22 protein-coding genes are annotated in these 22,747 nt (G+C 50.1%); 9 read left to right on the top strand and 13 right to left on the bottom strand.

The window, feature by feature from the left end:
• Positions 1 to 19: 19 nt before the first annotated feature.
• From HU175_RS21500 to HU175_RS21490, 3 genes are all read left to right on the top strand, one after another.
• A complete protein-coding gene (locus tag HU175_RS21500) occupies positions 20 to 3,226 on the top strand; it encodes an efflux RND transporter permease subunit (protein WP_176568525.1) in 3,207 nt (1,068 codons plus the stop codon).
• Entirely contained in the window at positions 3,216 to 4,652 is a 1,437-nt protein-coding gene (locus HU175_RS21495; RefSeq protein ID WP_176568524.1) for a TolC family protein, read from the top strand. The genes HU175_RS21500 and HU175_RS21495 overlap by 11 nt, the downstream gene beginning before the upstream one ends.
• Positions 4,653 to 4,853: 201 nt before the next feature.
• Positions 4,854 to 6,128 (top strand): M20/M25/M40 family metallo-hydrolase, encoded by a 1,275-nt coding sequence (locus HU175_RS21490; RefSeq protein WP_176568523.1) that lies wholly within the window; start codon positions 4,854 to 4,856, stop codon positions 6,126 to 6,128.
• A 55-nt stretch (positions 6,129 to 6,183) separates the two neighbouring features.
• Here HU175_RS21490 and HU175_RS21485 read toward each other — a convergent pair whose 3' ends face one another.
• From HU175_RS21485 to HU175_RS21475, 3 genes are all read right to left on the bottom strand, one after another.
• Positions 6,184 to 7,662, bottom strand: a complete 1,479-nt coding sequence (locus HU175_RS21485; protein ID WP_176568522.1) for a tetratricopeptide repeat protein — start codon at positions 7,660 to 7,662, stop codon at positions 6,184 to 6,186.
• Complete coding sequence (locus HU175_RS21480) at positions 7,662 to 9,026, bottom strand: hypothetical protein (RefSeq protein ID WP_176568521.1); 1,365 nt, start codon at positions 9,024 to 9,026, stop codon at positions 7,662 to 7,664. The genes HU175_RS21485 and HU175_RS21480 overlap by 1 nt, the downstream gene beginning before the upstream one ends.
• 88 nt (positions 9,027 to 9,114) lie before the next feature.
• The gene (locus HU175_RS21475) at positions 9,115 to 9,771 is read right to left on the bottom strand and encodes a DinB family protein (RefSeq protein ID WP_218037013.1); all 657 of its coding nucleotides are present in this window, start codon (positions 9,769 to 9,771) and stop codon (positions 9,115 to 9,117) included.
• A 190-nt stretch (positions 9,772 to 9,961) separates the two neighbouring features.
• Here HU175_RS21475 and murI point away from each other — a divergent pair, with 190 nt between their 5' ends.
• The 6 genes from murI to HU175_RS21445 all read left to right on the top strand — a co-directional run bounded on the left by murI (position 9,962) and on the right by HU175_RS21445 (position 14,993).
• Complete coding sequence (murI, locus tag HU175_RS21470) at positions 9,962 to 10,798, top strand: glutamate racemase (RefSeq protein ID WP_176568520.1); 837 nt, start codon at positions 9,962 to 9,964, stop codon at positions 10,796 to 10,798.
• Positions 10,799 to 10,855: 57 nt separating this feature from the next.
• Positions 10,856 to 12,487 carry an ABC-F family ATP-binding cassette domain-containing protein gene (locus tag HU175_RS21465; protein WP_176568519.1) on the top strand — a complete coding sequence of 544 codons (1,632 nt, stop codon included), beginning with the start codon at positions 10,856 to 10,858 and terminating at the stop codon, positions 12,485 to 12,487.
• Between the two features lie 14 nt (positions 12,488 to 12,501).
• Complete coding sequence (locus HU175_RS21460) at positions 12,502 to 12,717, top strand: hypothetical protein (RefSeq protein WP_176568518.1); 216 nt, start codon at positions 12,502 to 12,504, stop codon at positions 12,715 to 12,717.
• Positions 12,699 to 13,076 (top strand): type II toxin-antitoxin system VapC family toxin, encoded by a 378-nt coding sequence (locus HU175_RS21455; RefSeq protein ID WP_176568517.1) that lies wholly within the window; start codon positions 12,699 to 12,701, stop codon positions 13,074 to 13,076. The genes HU175_RS21460 and HU175_RS21455 overlap by 19 nt, the downstream gene beginning before the upstream one ends.
• Positions 13,077 to 13,182: 106 nt before the next feature.
• Positions 13,183 to 13,530, top strand: coding sequence for a winged helix-turn-helix domain-containing protein (locus HU175_RS21450; RefSeq protein ID WP_176568516.1), 348 nt, complete (start codon positions 13,183 to 13,185; stop codon positions 13,528 to 13,530).
• Between the two features lie 110 nt (positions 13,531 to 13,640).
• Positions 13,641 to 14,993: a dihydrolipoyl dehydrogenase family protein gene (locus HU175_RS21445; RefSeq protein ID WP_176568515.1), complete on the top strand. Its 1,353-nt coding sequence runs from the start codon at positions 13,641 to 13,643 to the stop codon at positions 14,991 to 14,993.
• A gap of 54 nt (positions 14,994 to 15,047) precedes the next feature.
• Here the strand turns inward: HU175_RS21445 and pyrE are convergent, their stop codons facing one another.
• The 10 genes from pyrE to HU175_RS21395 all read right to left on the bottom strand — a co-directional run bounded on the left by pyrE (position 15,048) and on the right by HU175_RS21395 (position 22,639).
• Positions 15,048 to 15,686 (bottom strand): orotate phosphoribosyltransferase, encoded by a 639-nt coding sequence (pyrE, locus tag HU175_RS21440; RefSeq protein WP_176568514.1) that lies wholly within the window; start codon positions 15,684 to 15,686, stop codon positions 15,048 to 15,050.
• A 33-nt stretch (positions 15,687 to 15,719) separates the two neighbouring features.
• Positions 15,720 to 17,006, bottom strand: coding sequence for a hemolysin family protein (locus HU175_RS21435; protein ID WP_176568513.1), 1,287 nt, complete (start codon positions 17,004 to 17,006; stop codon positions 15,720 to 15,722).
• A gap of 43 nt (positions 17,007 to 17,049) precedes the next feature.
• A complete protein-coding gene (locus HU175_RS21430; protein ID WP_176568512.1) occupies positions 17,050 to 17,280 on the bottom strand; it encodes a hypothetical protein in 231 nt (76 codons plus the stop codon).
• A gap of 63 nt (positions 17,281 to 17,343) precedes the next feature.
• On the bottom strand, positions 17,344 to 20,028 hold the full coding sequence (gene ccsA, locus HU175_RS21425; protein ID WP_176568511.1) for a cytochrome c biogenesis protein CcsA: 2,685 nt from the start codon (positions 20,026 to 20,028) through the stop codon (positions 17,344 to 17,346).
• Complete coding sequence (locus tag HU175_RS21420; RefSeq protein WP_176568510.1) at positions 20,025 to 20,294, bottom strand: hypothetical protein; 270 nt, start codon at positions 20,292 to 20,294, stop codon at positions 20,025 to 20,027. Before HU175_RS21420 ends, ccsA (HU175_RS21425) begins: the two co-directional genes overlap by 4 nt.
• The gene (locus HU175_RS21415; RefSeq protein WP_176568509.1) at positions 20,291 to 20,488 is read right to left on the bottom strand and encodes a hypothetical protein; all 198 of its coding nucleotides are present in this window, start codon (positions 20,486 to 20,488) and stop codon (positions 20,291 to 20,293) included. Before HU175_RS21415 ends, HU175_RS21420 begins: the two co-directional genes overlap by 4 nt.
• Positions 20,485 to 20,925, bottom strand: coding sequence for a cytochrome c maturation protein CcmE (locus HU175_RS21410; protein WP_176568508.1), 441 nt, complete (start codon positions 20,923 to 20,925; stop codon positions 20,485 to 20,487). Before HU175_RS21410 ends, HU175_RS21415 begins: the two co-directional genes overlap by 4 nt.
• 25 nt (positions 20,926 to 20,950) lie before the next feature.
• Complete coding sequence (locus HU175_RS21405; protein ID WP_176568507.1) at positions 20,951 to 21,187, bottom strand: CcmD family protein; 237 nt, start codon at positions 21,185 to 21,187, stop codon at positions 20,951 to 20,953.
• Between the two features lie 80 nt (positions 21,188 to 21,267).
• Positions 21,268 to 21,927 carry a cytochrome c biogenesis protein CcsA gene (ccsA, locus tag HU175_RS21400; protein ID WP_176568506.1) on the bottom strand — a complete coding sequence of 220 codons (660 nt, stop codon included), beginning with the start codon at positions 21,925 to 21,927 and terminating at the stop codon, positions 21,268 to 21,270.
• Positions 21,928 to 21,985: 58 nt separating this feature from the next.
• Positions 21,986 to 22,639, bottom strand: coding sequence for a heme exporter protein CcmB (locus HU175_RS21395; RefSeq protein ID WP_176569312.1), 654 nt, complete (start codon positions 22,637 to 22,639; stop codon positions 21,986 to 21,988).
• Positions 22,640 to 22,747: the final 108 nt, after the last annotated feature.

Raw genomic sequence — 22,747 nt, 5'->3', positions numbered from 1 at the left:
AGTCTAAAACCAAGAAGACATGTTCACAAAATTCATCCGTAGACCTGTATTCGCTATCGTGATCTCGATCATGATCGTCTTTATTGGTGTACTGGCTATCAAGAAATTACCAATTTCTCAATTCCCGGATATTGCGCCGACTACGGTCAATATCTTTATTGACTATCCCGGATCGAGTGCCGACGTACTGGTCAAATCCACGCTGATTACCCTGGAACAGGCCATCAACGGGGTGCAGGACATGCGCTACATCGCTACCGATGCCACCAGTGCCGGTGAGGCCACGCTCCGGATCATTTTCGAACCGGGTACCGACCCCAACGATGCCGTTGTCCGGGTGAAAACACGGGTTGACCAGGTGATGCCGCTGCTGCCCGAACTGGTGCAGCGGGAGGGGGTTATCATTACGCCGATTCAGCCCAGTATGCTGATGTACGTTAACCTCTATTCGAAAGAAAAGAGCATTGACGAGAAATTCCTGTTTAACTACGCTACGGTAAAAATGATCCCCGAAATCCAGCGGACGAAAGGGGTTGCCCGGGCGCAGATCTTAGGTAGCCGCCGGTACGCCATGCGTGTTTGGCTGGACCCAGACCGGATGCGGGCCTACAATGTCTCCGTCGAGGAGGTAATGAAAGCCATGGGTGAGCAAAGTATTATCGGGCGACCGGGTCGACTTGGACAAAGCTCCGGTATTGCGGCTCAGTCACTCGAATACGTGCTTACGTATAAAGGACGATACAGCGACCCGAAAGAATACGAAGGGATCATTATCCGGGCCAACTCGGCAGGGGAAAGCATTCACCTGCGGGATATTGCCCGCGTGGAGTTGGGTAGTGAATTCGTTAACATTTACTCCAACCTGGATGGACACCCATCGGCAGCTATTGTATTGCGGCAGAACTATGGTAGTAACGCCAGCGATGTAATCGAAGAAGTAAAAGAGAAGCTGGAGGTAATGAAAGAGTCGTTCCCGCCGGGGGTGGACTACAAAATCAGCTATGACGTATCACAGTTCCTGGATGCGTCGATCGAGCAGGTAATTGATACGTTGCGCGATGCCTTTATTCTGGTGGCTCTCGTCGTATTTATCTTCCTTGGCGACTGGCGGTCAACGCTGATTCCGATCCTGGCGGTGCCGGTATCGTTGATTGGGGCGTTCTTCGTCATCCAGGCGTTTGGGCTATCCATCAACCTGATTACACTCTTCGCTCTGGTACTTGCTATTGGTATTGTGGTCGATGATGCCATTGTGGTGGTGGAAGCCGTGCACGCCAAGATGGAAGAAAAACCACGGCTAACACCCTTTGGCGCGGTTCGCGAAGTACTGGGTGAGATCAGCGGAGCTATCATCGCGATTACGCTGGTGATGGTGTCGGTATTCCTGCCGATCTCGTTCATGACTGGCCCGGTTGGTACGTTCTATCGGCAGTTCTCGATTACAATGGCTTCTTCCATTGTGATTTCGGCCCTGATCGCCCTAACGCTGACACCGGTGCTGTGTGCCATGCTGCTGAAAAATCACCACGGCCACCCACCGAAGAAAAATATCCTGACCCGCGCAATCGATGGATTCAACCGGGGCTTCGATAAAATGACGGGCTGGTACGTAGGTATCCTGCGCCTGATCGTGAACCGGCGCGTGGTAACGTTCCTGGTACTGGCGGCTTTCTGCGCGGGTATCTTCTTAGAGAACCAGATTCTGCCAGCCGGCTTTATTCCGAACGAAGACCAGAGTACGATTTACGCCATTATCCAGACCCCTCCGGGTACTACGCTGGAAAAAACCAATCAGGTTTCTCAGTCGCTGCAGAAAATATGCGAAGAGGTGCCGGGTATTGAGTCGGTTTCGTCGCTGGCGGGTTATGAAATCATGACCGAAGGCCGGGGTTCGAACGCCGGTACGTGTCTGATCAACCTGAAACCCTGGTCGGAGCGTGACAAGAACGTAAAAGAGATCATGGAAGAACTGGAAGGTAAATCGAGAAATCTCGGCGCGACCGTTGAATTCTTCGAGCCACCAGCCATCCCGGGTTTCGGTACGTCGGGTGGTTTCTCGATGCGTCTGCTGGATAAAAACACCGATACGGATTACAGCGAATTCGATAAGGTCAACAAGCAGTTCATGGAAGATCTGGGCAAACGCCCCGAACTGACCGGTCTGTTCACCTTCTTTGCAGCTAACTATCCGCAGTACGAACTGGAGATCGACAATCAGCTGGCCATGCAGAAGGGCGTATCGATCGGAAAAGCAATGGATAACCTGAACATCCTGATCGGTAGTACGTACGAACAAGGATTTATCAAGTTCAACCAGTTCTTCAAAGTGTACGTGCAGTCCGATCCTGCTTTCAGACGGCTGCCATCGGATATCCTGAATCTTTTTGTCAAGAACGACGCGGGCGAAATGGTACCTTACTCGGCGTTCATGAAGCTGAAAAAAGGACAGGGGCCGAACGAGATTACTCGGTTTAATATGTACAATTCGGCGGCTATCCAGGGGCTTCCTGCCAAGGGATACACAACGGCCGATGCCATCCAGGCTATCCGGGAAGTGGCGGCCAAAACGCTGCCGAAAGGGTACGATATCGCGTTTGAAGGGCTCTCGTACGACGAAGCTATTCGCGGTAACGAATCGCTCTACGTATTCCTGATCGTACTGGCCTTCGTATACATGGTGCTTGCTGCTCAGTACGAAAGCTTTATCATACCGCTGGCCGTTGTTTTCTCGCTGCCTGTTGGGGTATTCGGTTCGTTCTTCATGCTGAAAGCGATGGGACTGGAAAATAACATCTACGCCCAGATCGGACTTATCATGCTGATTGGGCTGCTCGGCAAGAATGCCGTACTGATTGTTGAGTTCGCCGTCCAGAAACGACAGGAGGGCGCCACCATTCTGGAAGCCGCAATCGAAGGGGCCAGAGTCCGTTTCCGCCCGATCCTGATGACCTCGTTTGCCTTCGTAGCCGGTTTGATTCCGCTGATTGTGGCTACGGGGGCCGGAGCTATCGGTAACCGTACTATTGGTGCGTCGGCCCTGGGCGGTATGCTGTTCGGAACCATCTTCGGTGTTGTTATCATCCCTGGCCTCTACTACATATTCGGCAGTCTGGCCGATGGTCGCAAGATGATCAAGGATGAAGAAGAGGGATCACTAACCGAAGAGCTGGTTCATTCTGTAGACAGTTTCCCCCACCTAGAAGAAAGTGAAATCAATGAGAAGTAAACAAATCGTCACTTGGTTAGGGGTTACCTTGTCGATCACCCTAATCAATACCGCCTGCAAAACCCCGGCTTTAGTCACCAAAACAGAGAACAGAACGGTTCCGGCTGCTTACGTCAACACGACGGACACAGCCCGTACGAATGGTCCGGTTGCCTGGTCGGAGTTTTTTACCGACCCCAACCTGGATACGCTGATTGCCACGGCCCTGCGAAACAACCAGGAACTGAACATCACCACGCAGGAAATTGCCATCACGCGTAACGAAATTCAGGCTCGCCAGGGGGAATACCTCCCCTTTGTGGGCTTGCGGGGCGAAGCCGGGCTGGACCGGCCGGGGCGGTATACGCTTCAGGGAGCAACGGAAGAGGCTGTTACTATTAAAGAACGCCGGACACCCGATCCGTTGCCCAACTTTCTGGTCGGCGCTTTTGCCAGCTGGGAAGTCGATATCTGGCGGAGACTACGTAACGCCAAGCAGGCAGCGGTGCTCCGGTATCAGTCCAGCACCGAAGGGCGGAACTTCATGATCACGAATCTGGTCGGTGAAATCGCTACTTCGTACTATGAACTGCTGGCCTATGACAACCAACTGTCGATTCTGAAAGAGAACATCGATATTCAGAACAATGCCCTGCGGATCGTGCGGCTGCAGAAAGAATCGGCCCGGGTGACCGAACTGGCGGTGCGCCGATTCGAAGCCCAGGTGCTGCACACCCGCGAGATGCAGTACTCGGTTCAGCAACGTATCGTGGAAACCGAAAACCGGATCAACTTCCTGGTAGGTCGGTATCCGCAGCCTGTCGTTCGGAATTCGCAGTCGTTCGTTACGTTGACCCCGGCGGTTGTTCGCGCCGGTGTGCCATCGCAGCTGCTGGCCAACCGCCCCGACATCAAACGGGCGGAGCTGGATCTGGCCGCTGCCAAGCTGGACGTACAGGTGGCCCGGGCTAACTTTTATCCACGACTGGATATTACGGCCGGCGCTGGTTTCGAAGCCTTCAATCCGATGTTTCTACTATCGACTCCCCAATCCATTCTGTACTCACTGGCGGGGGGGCTGACTGCACCGCTGGTGAATCGGTTGGGCATAAAATCTGCCTATTCCAGCGCCAACGCCCGGCAGACGCAGGCCGTCTACAACTACGAACGGACGATCCTGAATGCTTACGTAGAAGTGGCTAATCAGCTCGCGAACATCAGCAACCTGGAAAACAGCTACAACCTGAAAACACAGGAAGTAACAGCCCTGACACAGTCGACCGATATTGCCAATACGCTGTTCGGCAATGCGCGGGCTGATTACATGGAAGTTTTGCTAACGCAGCGGGATGCACTGGAAGCGCGTTTCGATCTGGTTGAAACAAAGATGCAACAGATCAATGCTACGGTAAATATTTACCGTGCCTTAGGGGGCGGCTGGAAATAACCGAAAGCTATTCACTGCACGTACCGTATATCGGTGCCGAGATACCGCCAGGTGACCATTGGGTTGCCTGGCGGTCTTCGTTTTTAGGCGAAGAAATAACTGACATTGGGCCAGAAAACAGAATTGTTCTTAGTCAAGCGCTTTCCTGCTGGTTGCCTTCTCCTTATTTTAGCCACGAATACAATCCTGTGAATCGTACCCATGAAAAAACTTGTCCTGTTCTTGCTGCTGGGCGGCTGTTCGACCTATGCTCAGTCACTGACCAAACCCGAATCAACGCTGGTGGCAACGGTGAAAAAACAGATGCCGGAAACCGAAGCGTTTCTGGAAAAGGTCGTCAACATCAACAGTGGCTCGCTCAATAAAGAAGGCGTTCGGCAGGTGGGCAACCTGATGGGGGACGAATTCAAAAAGCTGGGCTTTACCGTCGAGTGGGTTACGTTACCGGATTCGCTCAACCGGGCGGGGCACCTGGTGGCTACCCGGCAGGGCAAGAAAGGGAAAAAGCTTTTTCTGATTGGTCACTTAGATACGGTGTTTGAGAAGAGTCTGCCGATGGAGCCGTATACGCACACCAGCGACTCGACAATAACGGGGCAGGGCGTGAACGACATAAAGGGTGGTGATGTCATGATCATTGCCGCGCTAAAAGCCATGCAGCAGCAGCAATTGCTGGATGACACCAATATCACAGTCTATTTGACGGGTGATGAAGAAAGTGGAGGGGGCATGGCAAGCCGCCTGGATTTTATCGAGCGGGCTAAAAGGTGCGATCTGGCGCTAGCCTTCGAAACGGCGCAGGGCCTTAATCTCGTCACGACTGGTCGGCGGGGATCGAGTAGCTGGACATTGGATGTACGAGCGCGCTCAGGCCACTCGTCGCGGATTTTCAGTGACCTGGGCTACGGAGCCATCTACGAAGCTGCCCGAATTCTGACCGAGTTTCGGCGGGTGTTGGGGCAGGAGCAGTACCTGACCTTTAACCCCGGCCTGATCGTGGGTGGGGCCGACGTAAAATACGACGACAAAACGGCCGAAGCGCGTGCTGTCGGCAAAACGAATATTATTGCTGGCTCAGCGCTGGTAAAAGGCGATTTACGGTTTCTGGGCGAAGCGCAGAAAGAAAAGGCGCGTGTCCGGATGCACGAAATCGTGAGCAAAAGCCTGCCGCTGACTGGTTCGAAAATTACGTTCGTGGATGGTATTCCGTCGATGGAGCCAACTGCCGCCAACGACAAGCTGCGTCTGGAGGTGGATAAAGTTAGCCGGGACATGGGGCTTGGTCCCGTTGCTGCTGGGGATCCGGGTTCGCGCGGGGCGGGTGACGTATCGTTTATCGCCGAATACCTGCCCTGCATTGATGGTTTGGGTGCATCGGGCAAAGGGGCGCACAGCATTGAAGAAACCATGAACAGCAAGGAGTACCCGCTCCTGATTCAACGTACCGCCGTGCTGCTGTACCGCCTGACGCGGTAAGGTATGCCGTTTCTCTCCGGTCCACAGCTATCTGGGCTGGAGAGAAATTAATGTATTAAACAGATTGAATCAGCTCATTGTAACGTTCGTTACCTATCTGTTCACGGATGGCGTCAAGAGCTTTTTGGACGGTCTTAATGCTTGGAGATTTAAGTTGTTTAAATAATTCAAGCGCTCTTTTTAAAGAACTGATAGCTCTTTTAATGTCTTGACCCCAATCAAGATAAAGATCACCAATATTTAATAATGCTGTCGCCATACCGCTCTTATTATCTATTTGCTGGTTTATTTCTAGACTTTGCTGGAAATATTTTAAAGCGTTTTCATAGTTTTCGTAGGTATAGTGAATTAATCCAATGTTATTTAAATTGGATCCTATTCCTTTTTTGTCTCCTATACGCTGCCTAATAATAAGGCTTTCATGAAGACAGGCCAAAGCGTTTGTATAATCTCCTTGAGAGGTATAGACTTGACTAATATTATTAAGAGCTAGACCTTGACCACGTAAGTTTCTGCTGGCTATCTGAATATTTAAACTGTGTTGGAAAATTTCTAATGCTTTGTCGTATTCCCCAAGATGTGTATAAATATTACCAATATTACTTAGCGTTACACCTTCTTTCTCTTTATCTTGAGTTAAAGATAAACTTCTCTCCAAATATTCTAACGCAGTGTTATAATCTCCCCACACGTAGTATATTTGGCCAATGTTGTTTAGTATGCTTGCCTCTAAGTCACTATCTCCAATATCGTCCTGTAACGCCAAACTTTGTTGAAGATAACTCAAGGCCAAATCGTAATTGCCTATTGCATCATGAATTTGACTTATATTGTTGAGAAGTATACATTCCTCAAATGTATTTCCTATTTTTCGAAAAATAGTAAGACTTTTTTGATAATATTCGTTTGCTTCTGTATAATCAAATAAATCATAAAAAATTCTTCCTATCTGGAATAAATTAGACGCAAGTAGGAAATCGTTTTCTGAATATATAGTATCTATTTGTTGAAGAAGTCTATTGATTTCTGTCTGTTTTTCTTCTTTCGTTTGTCCTCCTAAAGACGACATTTCCTCTAAATAAGCAGGTTGAAATGAGCCTACCTCTTCTAGCTTATCTCGATGAAAATCCAATTCAAGAGAACGTAATGACCACCAATCAGGAACTTTATAGGGAACTTGAGCAAATTCATTAGGTTCGATAAAGCAGACAAAAGCAATATTCAAACGGGCAAAGGCATCACGACGCTGATTGAAGGCAACGCAGGTATCTTCATTACCTGACTGAAATAGCCAGCCAAAATCAGGAATAAGGATAATGCCATCTTTTACCCCCGTAATGTCGTCAGCTATTTGTCGGTACTCTTTACCTGTCAACCGTAAGACTGTGGTGCGGATTGGATACAAAGACTCTATTCGGGCGGCAATCTCTTTGTAGAGACTATAGCGGTTGTGGCCGATCAGAATAAAACGGAAGGTTTCCTGCCGGAGCGCATTTGTCAGTAGACGTAAATCGTCATCAAATTGAGCTTCCATCAGACTTGATCGAGTACGCGGTGTTGATACAATTTTGAAGTTTCTAGTAGTGGGTTTACACGTTTGTAGGTCCCATCGTTGTATTCGAAAATAATTTCTTTCTCCAGCAAATTTTGAATCGAACTATCGAACCCAATTGGGTGACCAGCTTCCAGATCAGCTCTTAATTTCTTCAATAATTCAAAATCAGTAGTTTCTAAGTAACGAGCAGTGGCATTACCGAGCTTCTCAATAGCGCGCTCCATATTCTCGCGGGTTATTTTTCCAATAGAGATATCCGCTAACCAGCCAGCCTGCTCAATGATGCGAAGTAACTGACGGGGTGACCCACCACTATAACGAATAGCAAGATGAACTGTATCCATAGAGTCAAAAAGTGCTTCGTTGACTCGTTTACAGACGAATTCTTCAAATCGCTCAATCGCTGCTGTTATTTCACTGCCATCCCGGTCTACGATTTTAATAAATGGAAACGTAATGATTTCGCTGAAGTTGCGAATACGCTGTTCCTCTTTCATCAGTTCGATGGGTAGGGTAAACAGCGTATTAGCCCTGATCTGACGAATTCGGTTTGACTCATCCATAATGATGGCCCGTCGAGTTTCGGCACTCATGGTTTTTTCCAGACCATCAACGATAAACAAAATCTCCTGTCCTTTCCCCTCGCGACGGAGTTGCTCATTAACCTGCTCGATAAACGTATTGAACTTAAGCGAAAAGTCTGGGAAACGATTCTTAATGTTAGTCCGAATAGCCATAGCTCGCTCGTAGCTACCAGACAACCCTAATTTTAGTTTTGTGGTTACGCCAATCAGCTTACCGAGCAGACTGGTAATACTAAATGAGTCGTCGTTGCCAACTTCTAACTCTACATTACCTTCTGCTTTTAGATTGCGGTTAATTTCATTGACCCGTTCTTGAAACCAAACATTCATGCTATCGAGAATGGTATCGTCGATAGCTAAATCAACATCAGCCGCTTTAGAAAGCAATTTTTCTAACTGGAAGATGAGAATGTCCATGTACTGTACTTTGTCCATGTCCAGTTCTTCGTCTACGTTACAGGTGACGACAAAAAAGCATTCAGGCGAATTAAGCTGCTGTGCGTATTTTGCCAGTTCTGATGTTTTCCCTGAACCACGCATACCTGCTAAAAAAAGCAGTGTCTTGTTATTACGGTTAGGCTGATAATTAAAATAGTAATGACCATTGCGGGGTGTTACGTTTAGAATACGTGTTACATCCCGCGATTGGAAATCACCTCTTAAATGTTCAAAATTGACGTAGAAAGCATCTTCCGGCGTAACTGGCTCAAATTTGTTAACGGCGGCATCAATTTCGTCTAACTGGTTTGCTTTCTGCATATGTTCACTAACAAGCTTACAGTGCAAAATTACCTGATTTATTATTTACCTAGACAGAATCAAACAGGCAGATGTTCGTTTTGGTGTATCAGTCCTTCGCCGGCTTAGCCCCCGGCAGGCGGCTTTTGAGCCAGGTGATCTGGCCCCGGTGGTTCGATTCGTGTTCGCAGACGTGAAACCACTTCCAGTATGTATTAACCGGTTGTTGTTTCGACCAGACTGGGTCAAGGGCCAGCAGCCAGGCATCGTCTTTGGTTTTGAGTTTGGCCAGGGTCTCTTCCCGAACGGCCGTGATCTTGTCGATGTAATATTGAGCGTCGTGCCCTTTGATTTCTTTGCGGCCGGCCTCATTCAGTTCCATGGCTGCGCCCCATTCCTTCTTTTCGGCCGCGTTCATCTCCTGCCGACCTTCGAACGTATTGATCTGGTAGAACTTATCTGTCGCGCCGAGGTGCATCACCAGCGCGCCAATGGTATTGGCGTGCCCGTCGAACAGAAAATCGAGCTGGGCAACGGTCAGATTCTTGATAGTATTGATGATTGTCTCACGATTATAGCGCAGCATCGAAACCAGCGTACCAATCATAGGCGAATAGCCTTCTACCGGACCAACGACGAGTAGGTTGTTTTCGGGAGGGAAGCCGGTTGCCAGAGCAGGAGCGGGCAGAATACCTGATACGGCCAGGCCAGTGGCAGCTGTCAAACTGCTGTTCATGAATTGACGCCGGGAGAGGGAATTTTTCATGTTGTACGGAAATAAGGATGAAGGAAGTAGGCAAATCGAAGGTACCCTTTTCAATCGTGATTGGAGAACCTCTGGGCTTACTTTTATTCAATGGACAGCTACTAGCCGTGAACCCAACCGGCTAGTAGCTGAGTTAGTAAGACAATGATTTATAGCCAGCTGCTGGCTCGTTAGCGGCACTTTCAGTTTTATGCATCAACCCATTGGCGTATTTGACTCGGGCTACGGCGGTCTGACCATTCTGCGCGAGATTGTCCGAAAACTACCCGAATACGACTACATGTACCTGGGCGACAACGCCCGTACCCCCTATGGTACCCGCTCGTTTGAGACTGTGTATCAATACACACTCGAATGTGTGCGACATCTGTTCGCGCGGGGCTGTCGGCTGGTGGTGCTGGCCTGCAACACGGCATCGGCTAAGGCGCTGCGTAATATTCAGCAGCTCGACCTGCCCCTAATGACCGAAATGGGACCTGACGGGCCAGATCGGCGCGTCCTGGGTGTAATCCGACCCACAACGGAGGTGATTGGCAACTATTCGCAGAGCGGACACGTTGGTATATTAGCGACCCGCGGTACCGTTACGTCGGAATCGTATGTCGTAGAAATCGAGAAATTCTTTCCAGGACTGAACGTATTTCAGGAAGCCTGCCCCATGTGGGTGCCGCTGGTTGAGAACGGCGAGTTTGCCAGTCCGGGTGCTGATTACTTCGTGAAGCAACATATCAATCGGCTGATCGATAAGTCACCAATCATTGATACGCTGTTGCTGGCCTGCACGCATTACCCATTGCTGATTGACAAGATCAGACAGGCTGCTCCGGTAGGAGTGACGATCGTTAGTCAGGGCGAGATCATAGCGGATAGTCTGACGGATTATCTGCAACGGCACCCGATCCTGGAGGAACAATGCAGTAAACATGGCCAGCGGACGTTCCTGACGACCGATTCAACCGTCGATTTTGACCGCCAGGCGGCCATCTTTTACGGGGAGTCCATTCGCTCGGTGCAACTGACGCTCTAGGCATCCCCGTAAGAATTTCGTACCTTTGTATTACTAATCTAGAACAGAAATCACCTAATGATCAACGTATCCAACGTCTCGCTCCGCTATGGTAAGCGGGTGCTGTTTGACGATGTTACCATAAAATTTACCTCGGGCAACTGTTACGGTGTCATTGGCGCTAACGGTGCGGGTAAATCAACGTTTCTGAAAATCCTTTCGGGCGAAATTGAACCACAAACCGGCTCGGTCAGCATGACCCCCGGCGAACGGATGTCGGTGCTGAATCAGAACCAGTTTGCCTACGACGAATATCCCGTTCTGCAAACGGTCATCATGGGCAACAAACGCCTGTACGATATCATGCAGGAAAAAGACGTGCTCTACGCGAAAACGGACTTTACGGATGCCGATGGCGAACGGGCCGCTGAACTTGAATCCGAATTTGCCGAAATGAACGGCTGGGATGCTGAGTCGGATGCCGCCAGCCTGTTGTCGGGTCTGGGTATTAAAGAAGACCTGCACTACTCGCTGATGAGCGACCTGAACGGCTCCGAGAAAGTGCGGGTACTGCTGGCACAGGCGCTGTTCGGTAACCCCGACGTACTGCTGCTTGACGAGCCGACCAACAACCTCGACGTAGAGTCGGTTAGCTGGCTCGAAAACTTCCTGGCGAACTTCAACAACACGGTGATTGTAGTAAGCCACGACCGGCACTTCCTGGATCAGGTCTGCACGCAGATTGTAGATGTTGATTTCAGCAAAGTGAAGCTATTTGCTGGTAACTACTCGTTCTGGTATGAATCAAGCCAACTGGCTCTGAAACAACGCCAGGATCAGAACAAAAAGACCGAAGACAAACGGAAAGAACTCGAAGAATTCATCCGTCGTTTCTCGGCCAACGCGTCTAAGTCGAAACAGGCAACTAGCCGCGCCAAACTGCTGGAGAAACTCACGATTGATGACATTCAGCCGTCGTCGCGGAAATACCCGTACGTTCACTTCAAACCCGAACGTGAACCCGGTGATCAGATTCTGACGGTCGAAAACCTGACGTATACGTCGGAAGACGGTACGAAGTTGTTCGAGAATCTATCGTTTACGGTGAACAAAAACGACAAAATCTTCCTCTACAGCCGCGATGGACTGGCTGTTTCAGCGCTGCTGGATATTCTGGCGGGTGAGCGGAAAGCCGATTCTGGTACGTTCCGCTGGGGGATTACGATTACGATGTCGTACTTCCCGAACGATACTGAGAAAGACAAGTTCTTCCAAACCGACCTGAACCTGGTTGACTGGCTGCGTCAGTACTCGGAAGAGAAAGACGAAAGCTTTATCCGGGGTTTCCTGGGCCGGATGCTGTTCTCGGGCGAAGAATCACTGAAGAAAGCTACGGTCCTGAGCGGGGGCGAAAAAGTACGTTGTATGCTGTCGAAAATGATGCTGTCGGGCGCGAATGCCCTGATGCTCGATGAGCCAACCAACCACCTTGATCTGGAGTCGATCGAATCGCTGAACAACGGCATGATTGATTTTAAAGGCCCCATCCTGTTTACATCGCATGACCACCAGTTCGTACAAACGGTTGCTAACCGGATTATCGAATTAACGCCAGCCGGTATTCTCGACAAACTGATGACCTACGACGAGTTCCTGACCGACGACCGCGTTAAGCAGCAGCGGGAAGAACTCTACGCGGCTGTGGCCTAATTAGATAAATGCTTATGCAGACGTTCACTATTCGGGTAACTAACCCACATACTGTTAGGCTAATTGAAGAATTAGCCGCGCTACAGCTATTGGAATTAGTGGAGACACCAGACCGTAAGGACTCGCGTAAACTATCAGAACGGATGGTTGGGAGTATTACGCCCGAACAGGCTGAGCAGATGCGCAAAGAATTAGCTGAGAGCCGGGACGGATGGGAGCGAAATTTCTGATTGATACGAATGCAATCATTGATTTTTCTGAAGGTAGACTGTCAGAATTAGGACGTAGTTTTCTGATTAGAATCATTGAAGACGAGCCCTGTATTTCGGCTATTACGAAGATTGAATTACTTGGTTTCTCTAGCGTTAGTCAGGCCATTATCGATTTCACGGATGTGGCTGTGGTTTATGGATTGACCGATGCTGTAGTGGATCGAACAATCGAACTGTGTAAGAAACATAGAATCAAACTGCCAGATGCCATTATAGCAGCTACTGCCTTAATTTATGAGATGACCCTTATTAGTCGAAATGGAAAAGACTTTCAGTCAATAGACCAACTGACTTGTCTTGATCTGCATAAATTATAGTTGAAGATAGTACGAAGCTATAGCCCAATCAGTTTTTATGCATTCGCAAACCACCGTTTACTACCTTCGCGGGTACGAACGGTGGTTTTTTATTGGACAAACCAGTATGAGAAATTTACGGGTAAACGGACGAATCTGGCTCGAAGCCGACGAGCGGTTTATGGGCATTGGTCGGCTCGAACTGCTGGATCATATTGCCAGCACGGGTTCGATCAACCAGGCAGCCAAAGCCATGCAAATGTCGTACAAGCGAGCCTGGGAACTGGTGCAGTCTATGAACACCCAAGCCGATAAACCGCTGGTGAGTACACAAACGGGTGGCGAAAGGGGGGGAGGTACGGTGATAACACCCGAAGGCGAACGCTATCTGACGTATTATCGGAACTTACAGGCGCGTTTTCAGCAGTTTCTGCAAACTGAAACGCAGTCGCTGGCCACACTGGTGTCTGACTAATTGGTATCATACCTGTACGCAGCGGTAGAAGTAAAGCGCAAAATCAGTTTTTTTAGCCAAGCAGCAACAGAATTGGTTACATCTATAAATTGCCTTCGCTTCTCGTATTTATGCAGACATTTGACGTTGTGATTATTGGTACCGGTTCGGCGGGAAAACAGGTCGCTGAAACGGCGCGGGCCGCTGGAAAATCCGTAGCTATTATTGATAAATTGCCTTTTGGCGGGACCTGCTCGCAACGAGGCTGTGATCCTAAGAAAGTACTGGTTGGCGCGGCCGAGATTGTGGCTCGTTCGACCGATCTGAAGGGGAAAGGTATTACCGAAAAGGCCGTAATCGACTGGTCTGATCTAATGGCCTTCAAAAAGACGTTTACCGACTCTATTCCTGACAGCACAGAAAAGAAGTTTGCCGACCAGGGCATCGCCCAGTTTCACGGCGTAGCATCGTTTACCGCAAAGAATCAGTTAAAAGTTGGCGACGAAACGCTGGAAGCTACGCATTTTGTGATTGCGGCCGGAGCAGCCCCGCAACCGCTCAACATTCCTGGCGAGGACAAACTAATCGACAGTACAGGTTTCCTTGAGTTATCTCAGCTACCCGACGAAATTGTAATGATTGGCGGGGGATACATTGCCTTCGAATTTGCCCACATTGCCGCCCGGGCTGGTGCTAACGTAACCATCATTCACCAGGGAAAACGACCGCTTGAACAGTTCGATGCCGACTTAATTTCCCTGCTTACAACAGCTACCGAAGACATTGGCGTTCGTGTACTGCTGGATGCTAAGGTAACAGAAATCGATGGTAACGGCGACCAACTGACGGTACGGTATGAACAGGATCATCAGCAACTATCTGTAACAACAAAACTGGTCGTGCATGCTGCCGGCCGGGTTGCCGATGTCGCCGATATTGGGCTTGATAAAGCAGGAGTTGAGGTGAGCAAAAAAGGCGTAGTGGTTAACGAGTACCTACAGTCGGTGTCCAACCCGGCTATCTATGCCTGCGGTGATGTTTCTGATAAAGGCAAACCACTCACTCCTCTGGCATCATACGAAGGCGGCATTGTTGGAAGCAATATCCTGTCCGAAAAATCGAAGAAGTACACCGATAATCCAGTACCATCAGCCGTCTTTACCTTGCCCCCACTGGCCGCTGTCGGACTAACCGAGGAACAGGCTACTGAGCAGGGCCTGGACGTTACCGTAACGTATCAGGAAACGAAAGACTGGTACACATCAAAGCGCATCAACGAACCCGTTTCAGCCTTCAAAACACTGGTCGATAAAAAGAGCGGACTAATTGTAGGGGCTCACGTCTTAGGAGCGGGGAGTGACGAGCTGATCAACGTTTTCACACTAGCCATGAAATATAAGATTTCTGCGAAAGAGCTGGCAGGCACGTTGATGGCTTACCCAACACATGCGTCAAATTTGTCGTCGATGTTGCCAGATGAGTAACCCGGAAACCCTGGCAAAGCTGTCAGCCTTGCCAGGGTTTAACTGAATCCGTTTTTACTTCCCCCACTCGGCTGGGTTCTGGCGCCAGGTCGATAAGGAGTCCAGCGCGTTGGCAGGGATGTAGTTCAGGGCCTGGGCTTCGTTGAGTAACTCATCGTAGTTGCTCAGACAAACCAGTTCGACTTTACGGTCGGCGAAGTTCTGATCGGCAATCGGAAAGCCGTAGGTGAAAATAGCCGCCATCCCCAGTACCTCGGCACCTGCTTTGCGCAGCGCGTCGACTACCTTCAGCGAACTGCCGCCGGTCGAAATCAGGTCTTCAATTACAACTACTTTCTGGCCTGCATCCAACTGCCCTTCGATCTGTTTGCCCATGCCGTGTGCTTTGGGCTCGGGACGAACGTAGCAGTAGGGGAGGTTTAGTACATCAGCGACCAGAACGCCTTGTGGGATACCGGCCGTAGCTACGCCCGCAATGGCTTCTACGTCCGGAAAACGCTCCCGAATGGCAGCAGCCAGTGCGTTTTTAATAAATGTACGAACGTCAGGATAGGCCAGTGTAACGCGGTTGTCGCAATAGATGGGCGATTTCCAGCCCGAACTCCAGGTAAACGGACTATCGGGTTGGAGCCGTACGGCTTTTACGGTGAGCAGATGCCGGGCAACGGCCTGTTGGGTAGTCAAATGATCCACAGTAGTGCTAGAAAGCGGATCGGTATGCAGATCTTAGTCCGGTTGTCTGCCTGTAAAGTTCACCCGGACTGTGTCGATACGCGTACCGTCCATCGAAATAATAGTAAACGTAAACGGAGAAAATTCAATCACATCGCTAACGCGGGGTAAATCCTCGTTGGCGGCCAGAATAAGCCCCCCCAGGGTATCATAATTACCTTCGGGAATGTTCCAGCCATATTTTTCATTCAGGTCATCAATCTCGTGCCGGGCACTCAACAGCCAGGTATGGTCGTCCAGTTTTCGCTCTACCCAGTCTTCGTTGGTATCAAACTCGTCCTGAATTTCGCCGAATATCTGCTCAACAATATCTTCCACGCTAACCAGTCCCGATGTGCCGCCGAATTCATCTACTACCAGCGCCAGACTTTTGCGTTCGGCCAGAAACCGGAGCAACAGATCCTGGGCGAGCATCGTCTCCGGAATAACGATCATGGGTGTGATGATCGATTCGATGCTGGTTGGTTTCTGGAAAAGCGCCAGTGCATGGCAGTAACCAAGCACATCGTCGATGGTATCCCGATACACAATGATCTTGGAGTGTCCACTCTGCTGAAACGCCTGCTGGAGTTCGTCAATCGAATCGTCGATAGCGACGGCGGCAATCTCCGTTCGGGGTACCTGACAATCGCGGACACGTACCTCCCGAAATTCGATGGCATTGTTGAAAATGCGCGAATCGACTTCGACTTCCTCGGACGGATCTGCCGTCTGGTTAAACTCCTGGAGATACTGATTAAGATCAGTCAGGCCGAAAACGGGACGGATTTCCGGGTTTTTCTTGCCCAGCACGTACCGGATAATGAACCGGGCCGTACGAACCAGCAACCGGACAATGGGAGCAATACCTTTGTAAAGCACCCAGAGCGGCACGGCCAGTTTTTCAAGAAAACGGTCGGGGTGAATCAGCGCCAGGCTTTTGGGCAGGTAATCGGCCAGGGGCATGAAAACAACCGTCAATAAAACTGTTTCGATGACGATCAGCCAGAACGGATGCGTATACGAATCGGGCAGCAGATCAATCAGAATTGGATTGAGAATCAGGACGCCGAGCACCCCGTATAATACCAGAAACAGCGTATTGCCGCTGAGGGTCGTACCAATAAACAGAATCGGGTTTTTAAGGAAACTGGAAACCAGTTTCTCGCCCAATGGGCCCTGCTTGCCGTGCAGCTCGAAATACAGCCGGTTAACGGAGAGATACGCCATTTCGACGGCCGAGAAGAACCCGGCCAGGACCAGGGTCAGCAGAGCTCCGAAAAGAAGGGCGTAGGCTTCCAAATGGCGGAATGATTAGTTGACAGATACGGACGAATACGTCAGCTTATTTTTTCTTCTTTTTCTGGCGATCGGCCGCCATTTGTTTGATCGTTGGCGAAACCTCTTTGCTGCGTTCAATACGCCGGTTACGAATAAACTGGAACAGCAGCAGAAACGCCAGACATAACATTAGCAGCCAGTAGCTGTCTGCGAACGTAGTACGCTGGTACTCCGCAATCCAGAGAATGAGAAAACCGACCGCAGCGGCCAGCGTAAGCGTTTCAGGAAGCTTCATAAGCGAGTAAGCCGAACGGCTGACGTAAACCGGCTACGTCAGCCGTTCAGTAGTCTGATTCAATTAAGCCAGACCCTTTTGTTTCATTTTCGAGAAGTCGCGGTACCGTCGGATGGTAGCCATCAGGAAACCAATAATCACCAGAAGCGTACCAATCCAGAGAATATTGATCAGCGGCTTTTCGTATGCTTTCAGAACAATATAATCGCGCTTCGTCTGGTTGACGGCAAAGGTAAATTTACCGCTTGCCGGGTCGATTGCGTTCAATTGAATCCGAACCCCCAGTTCATCGCTCGTATCGGCCCGGCGACCCACCATCCGATCTTTAATGATGAACGCCGGTTTCAGAATATGTTCACCGTTTTTATCCAGCACACGGATGTGTGCGCGAACGGCGGCATCATTGGGACCGATTTCCATGCCTTCAACATCGTTGGTCCGGATTACATTGTCCAGAATGGCGACGTAGTCGTTCAGGAAGAACGTATCTTTAACTGCTATTGTGTAGTTTTCCGTCTTACCCCAGCTTCTCTCTGAACTTGGATCTGGGACCGATGATACAAACGTATACATATCGCGGTCCATTTTGTGACGAATGTCCGGCGAGGCTAACAGACCCATTCGATCATTCGCCTGCGCCCGTGGGTAGAGCGTAAAGATCTTGCCGCTGGGCTCCCGATACTCGACTTCATAGTACGTATTCTCTGGATACAGCGCCAGCGTATCCCCCTTTTTGTAGTACAGTTTGCCGTTCTGCTCGATGTCCTGCTGGGCAATACCGTGGAAATCGCCGTCTATTACCGACACCGCTTTCTGGGGAAGATACCCCGGCACGTCACGGGCTTCGATCCGGCGGCCCCGGTACGTGAGCTGATAGGGACCCATTTGCTCGCCCTGATTCAGCCACAGTAGCTTATTTTCTTTATTCTCTTTGTTGTCGTTCTTGGTGAACTCCTCCTGATTCGAGATCGCCAGGCCGCTGTTATTGATCGAAATGATCCGCGAATAACCCGCCGAGTAAAGAACGCCCAGCAGCATCAGCGCCATGCCAATGTGGGCAACAGCCCCCCCCGACAGACGATAATTACCGCGAATAACCCCCAGAACGATGGTTGTATTAGCCACCAGTGCAAACACCGCGGCTACCAATAACGCCATGTAAACAGGATTGGTGATCGATCCAAAGGCGATAATACCTGCGCTGATCAGCAACGTAATGATAGCCGGCGTAGTGAGTGCGTCCCACTTCTTGTTGTCCAGCTTACGCCACCACATATACTGGCCGACGCCCGTGAGCAACGCAATAACAATGAAAAACCAGATCTGGAATTTACTGTAGTGCGCCACCTGATCGGCGGGGAGAGCCAGATTTGATACTTTACCGAACGATTCGAGAATCTTGTTGTACACTGGAATCGACGTAGTAGCTGTTACCTGAAAAGCGGCCAGACAGAGTACTGTAGCGCCGATAAACAGCCAGAACTCTTTAGTGTATACCGATGCTTCCTGCTCATCGCTGGGTATAAATTTCCACTTACTAACCGCCAACGCGACTGAGAGCACTAAGAACGCTAGCATGTAAACCAGCAGTTGCCCCGAGAGACCTAGATCAGTGAACGAGTGTACCGATGCGTTACCAAGAATACCGCTCCGCGACAGGAAAGTTGAGTAGAGAATCAGAAGGAACGTAGCAATCGTCAGGATAATCGCAGTTTTCAGACCCGTTGAGCTCTTCTTTGCGATCAGCATAGTGTGCAGCGCACCAACCAGCACCAGCCAGGGTACGTAGACCGAGTTCTCGACGGGGTCCCAGTTCCAGTAGCCGCCAAAGTTCAGAGTTTCGTAAGCCCAGTAGCCGCCCATCATAATAGCTGTACCTAGAATCATACCACCGGCCAGCGTCCAGGGGAGGGCAGGACGAATCCATTCGAGGGGTTGGTTGCGCCACAGACCGGCGATGCAGTACGAGAAAGGAACCAGCGTTAAGGCGTAGCCCAGGAACGTCGTGGGGGGGTGGATAACCATCCAGTAGTTCTGCAGCAGCGGGTTCAGGCCGTTGCCGTCTTTCGGGACGTAGTCAGGATTCATCGTGAAGATAGGCGCATCGGGCATTGCTTCTTTCAGCAGCAGGAACGGCGAGGAACCAATCTTAAGCCAATCCCCGAATACAACTCCCAGAATCATCGACGCCAGGAAAGCCTGTACCAGCGCAAAGATGGTCATCATGGGGGCTTCCCATTTACTACCACTGGTTTGAATCAGAATACCGCCCAAGACCGCATTCCAGAACAGCCAGAGCAGGAAAGAACCTTCCTGACCTTCCCAGAAGCACGAAATCATGTAGTGCACCGGCAGCGCCAGCGACGAGTGACTCCAGGCGTAATGGTACTCGAAATAGTGATTGTAGATAATGTAAAACAGCGAAGCCGCAATACCAACTACAGCCGCGCCGTGGATGTAGAACGCCCAACGGGCCAGCGTCCGCCAGTCGTCTTTCGTGGCTGCTGTCGCATTGGCCTTTTCGCCCGTCGATACGTTCCGGCGGGTTTTGGGCTTCTGCACGGTGAGCGTATCTCCCGATTCGTATTCCAGAACCGCTTCTTCGCTCCGCTCAGCGGTGGGTTGTGCCGCCAGCGCCCGGCGCAAACCGAGTGACGACAGGAAATAAGCCACCGTTGCCACCAATGCCGTAACAAACGACAGAATGACGAAAAAATGGCCGAGTTGACCGATTGTAGTGTGTATCATTGACTAATTATTCTATCGTATTCTGAATGATGACCAATCCAGAACCAGACAAAAACATTTTCTTCGGGCTGGATAGCTAATGCGCGATAATTTTCTCCGACTCGTACGGACCAGAACTGCTTTCTTCCTCCCAAACATTTAAAATGCAACGATGGATGAAAAGGGTCATTCTCCAACAACTCGTAATTCTTGTCTGCTAGTTTTTTAATTGCTGCTGGCAGTTGTTCATAACGCTTCCAGAAACGATCGAAAGTTCTGTGCGTCATAACGGCTTGGTTAAGCCTTGCTTGTATTCATGCGTTAGTTCGTCAATAAGGGCGTCGAAACGACCATTTTTTAAATCTGCTTCGATCTGCTGATCCCAACGATCCTGAATAAAATCAGAAAGCCGACTCAAAAGGCTATCTAGCTCTTCACTGGGCAGTTCTTTTGCGGCTGCTTCGATTTCCTGAACGCTCATAGTTGTGCCGTTTTGACTTCGTGTTCGGTGGTTTCCAGCTTACCGTCCTGGTATTTGGATGGACATTTCAGCAGGATCTTGTTGCACTTGAAGTGATCACCTTCCATGTTGCCGACTACCACGATCTGCTCAGAACGATCGAAGTCCTGTGGTTTAGGACTGTTGTACACGACCCGCTCCGAATGATTATCGTTATCGATGAGCGTGAACTCAAAGTAGTTCGGGTCGATTTGAGGGTTGTAGACGACATCCGTTACGTGTCCCTGAGCGTCTTTAGGCGCTTTGCCGACAATGTGAATTAGTTTGTCGTTGCCGTCCTTTGCCAGCTCAGATGCCTGCTTGAAGTTGACATACGCACTAGCGTCACCGGCTGTTGAGACAATGATGCCAATGGCAATCGCGATGACGATGATACCGAGGATATGGGTAATTTTCATTGGAGTACGGAAAGGACAAGTTTGATTAACTAATACCCTGCGCTTTACGACGCGTATTGCTGGTATGAGAAGCTACTTCTTTTTCCAGCTTGCCGAGCTGGCTGTCGAGCCGGATCAGGTAAATGATAATACCCGCAAAGACGGCCGCAATCACAGCGACCACAACCCAGATTTTACCATCGGCCCGCAGTTGATCGGCCATAGCGACGCCTTCTTCAACGGGTTGCTGTAAGGCAGTCAGGACATTCGTAAATAAACTCATTGGCTTTAGCTAGGTCAGGTTAGTCAGCCCTGACGTTCGCGGGCGGACTAAGTAATAAAGTAACGAAAAATAATACTAAATCATTCCTCCAGGGCCGCCCGAAGACGACGCATCCGAACGCGTAGTTCGGTAATCCAGACGCCCAGTAGCGTGAAACCGATGACGGCCGGGTAAAATACCATGCGCATCCGGCTGTCCATGTCGTACTTCCCGAAAGCTGGGTTACCACCGTTGCCGGGATGCAGCGAATCGGTCAGGCGGGGGACGATGAAAATAAGCGGAATGAAAACAGCAAAGGCAAAAATGTTATAGACGGCCGAGATTCGCGCCCGGCGCTGCTCGTCGTCGAATGAGCCGCGCAGAATTAGGTAAGCGAAATAAAGCAGCATGCCTACAGCGACGCTGTTCAGTTTTGGGTCATTTGGCCAAGGCTCTCCCCAGGTAAAATTAGCCCAGAGCGAGCCCGTCAGGCAGCCCAGCAGCCCGAACAGAATCGACGTATTGGCAAATTCAACCGCAATCAGATCATCGTCAAACTTGCCCGAGCGCAGGTATTTGATTGAATAAATAGCCGAGGTCAGCAGGAGAACAATCATACCAAACCAGAGCGGTACATGAAAATACACGTTCCGGATACTCTCGTTCAGAATGGGTTGCCGGGGTACGGTACCCAGCAGACCCTGCAGAATAACGTAGCTTAGAATCAGGACGGCGAGGGCCTTCCACCAGTTTTTTTTCATAGCAGTGCGCCGGTTGCCCGGCAATCATATTGGTTGGACAGTACGTCCGGAAAATCGTTTAACTCCGCCACAGAAACGGAAACAGCAACCAGGACAGGGTGAGTACAATGGCATCAATCGCCAGCACAATCCCGGCTTCGTCCCAGCTCACGCTTCGGTCGAGTCCGTCCATGGCATTCTTGGAGATTTCCAGCAGCATCAGCAACAGCGGCAGAATGATCGGAAAGCTCAGGACCGCCATCAGCGTCGCCGGGTTTTCGGCTTTGCTGGCAATACCCGAAACCAGGGTCAGCGACGACGAGAAGCCGATAGCGCCCAGCACAAGACTGACCAGGTAAAGGCCAATGTCTTCTACCGGATTGCCCAGTACGAAAGCATACACCCCAAAGCCCAGCAGTGCCAGAACCAGCATCAGAATCGTGTTGTAGGCGATTTTAGCCAGGATGATCTGCTGCGGACTCGCCAGGGTATAGTAATACAGCTGGCGACCGGCGCGTTCCTGCACAAAGCTCTTAGCAATAGCATTAATCGCGCTGAATAACAGGATGATCCAGAACAGCGTGTTCCAGACGATAGGCGTTAGTTTACCGCTACGGGCGTTGAAACTCAGGTAACAAACAAACACCGACCCGACGATATACAGCAGCATGCCGTTGAGCGCGTAGCGTTGCCGCCACTCCAGCAGAAATTCCTTCCGCATCAAAGCACCCATCTGACGTACTGATTCCACGAGATTAGTTTGTTTCAGACCGCAAATTTACATCAGAACCCGGAAAGAGTAAGGAAAAGGACTGAACAGTTTTTGGTTACTTTTGCCGCC

Origin of the sequence: Spirosoma sp. KUDC1026, from assembly GCF_013375035.1 — a bacterium.
Classification (GTDB): Bacteria; Bacteroidota; Bacteroidia; order Cytophagales; family Spirosomataceae; genus Spirosoma.
Note: the sequence above shows the minus strand (reverse complement) of the source record. Positions and strands in the feature narration are given on the sequence as shown.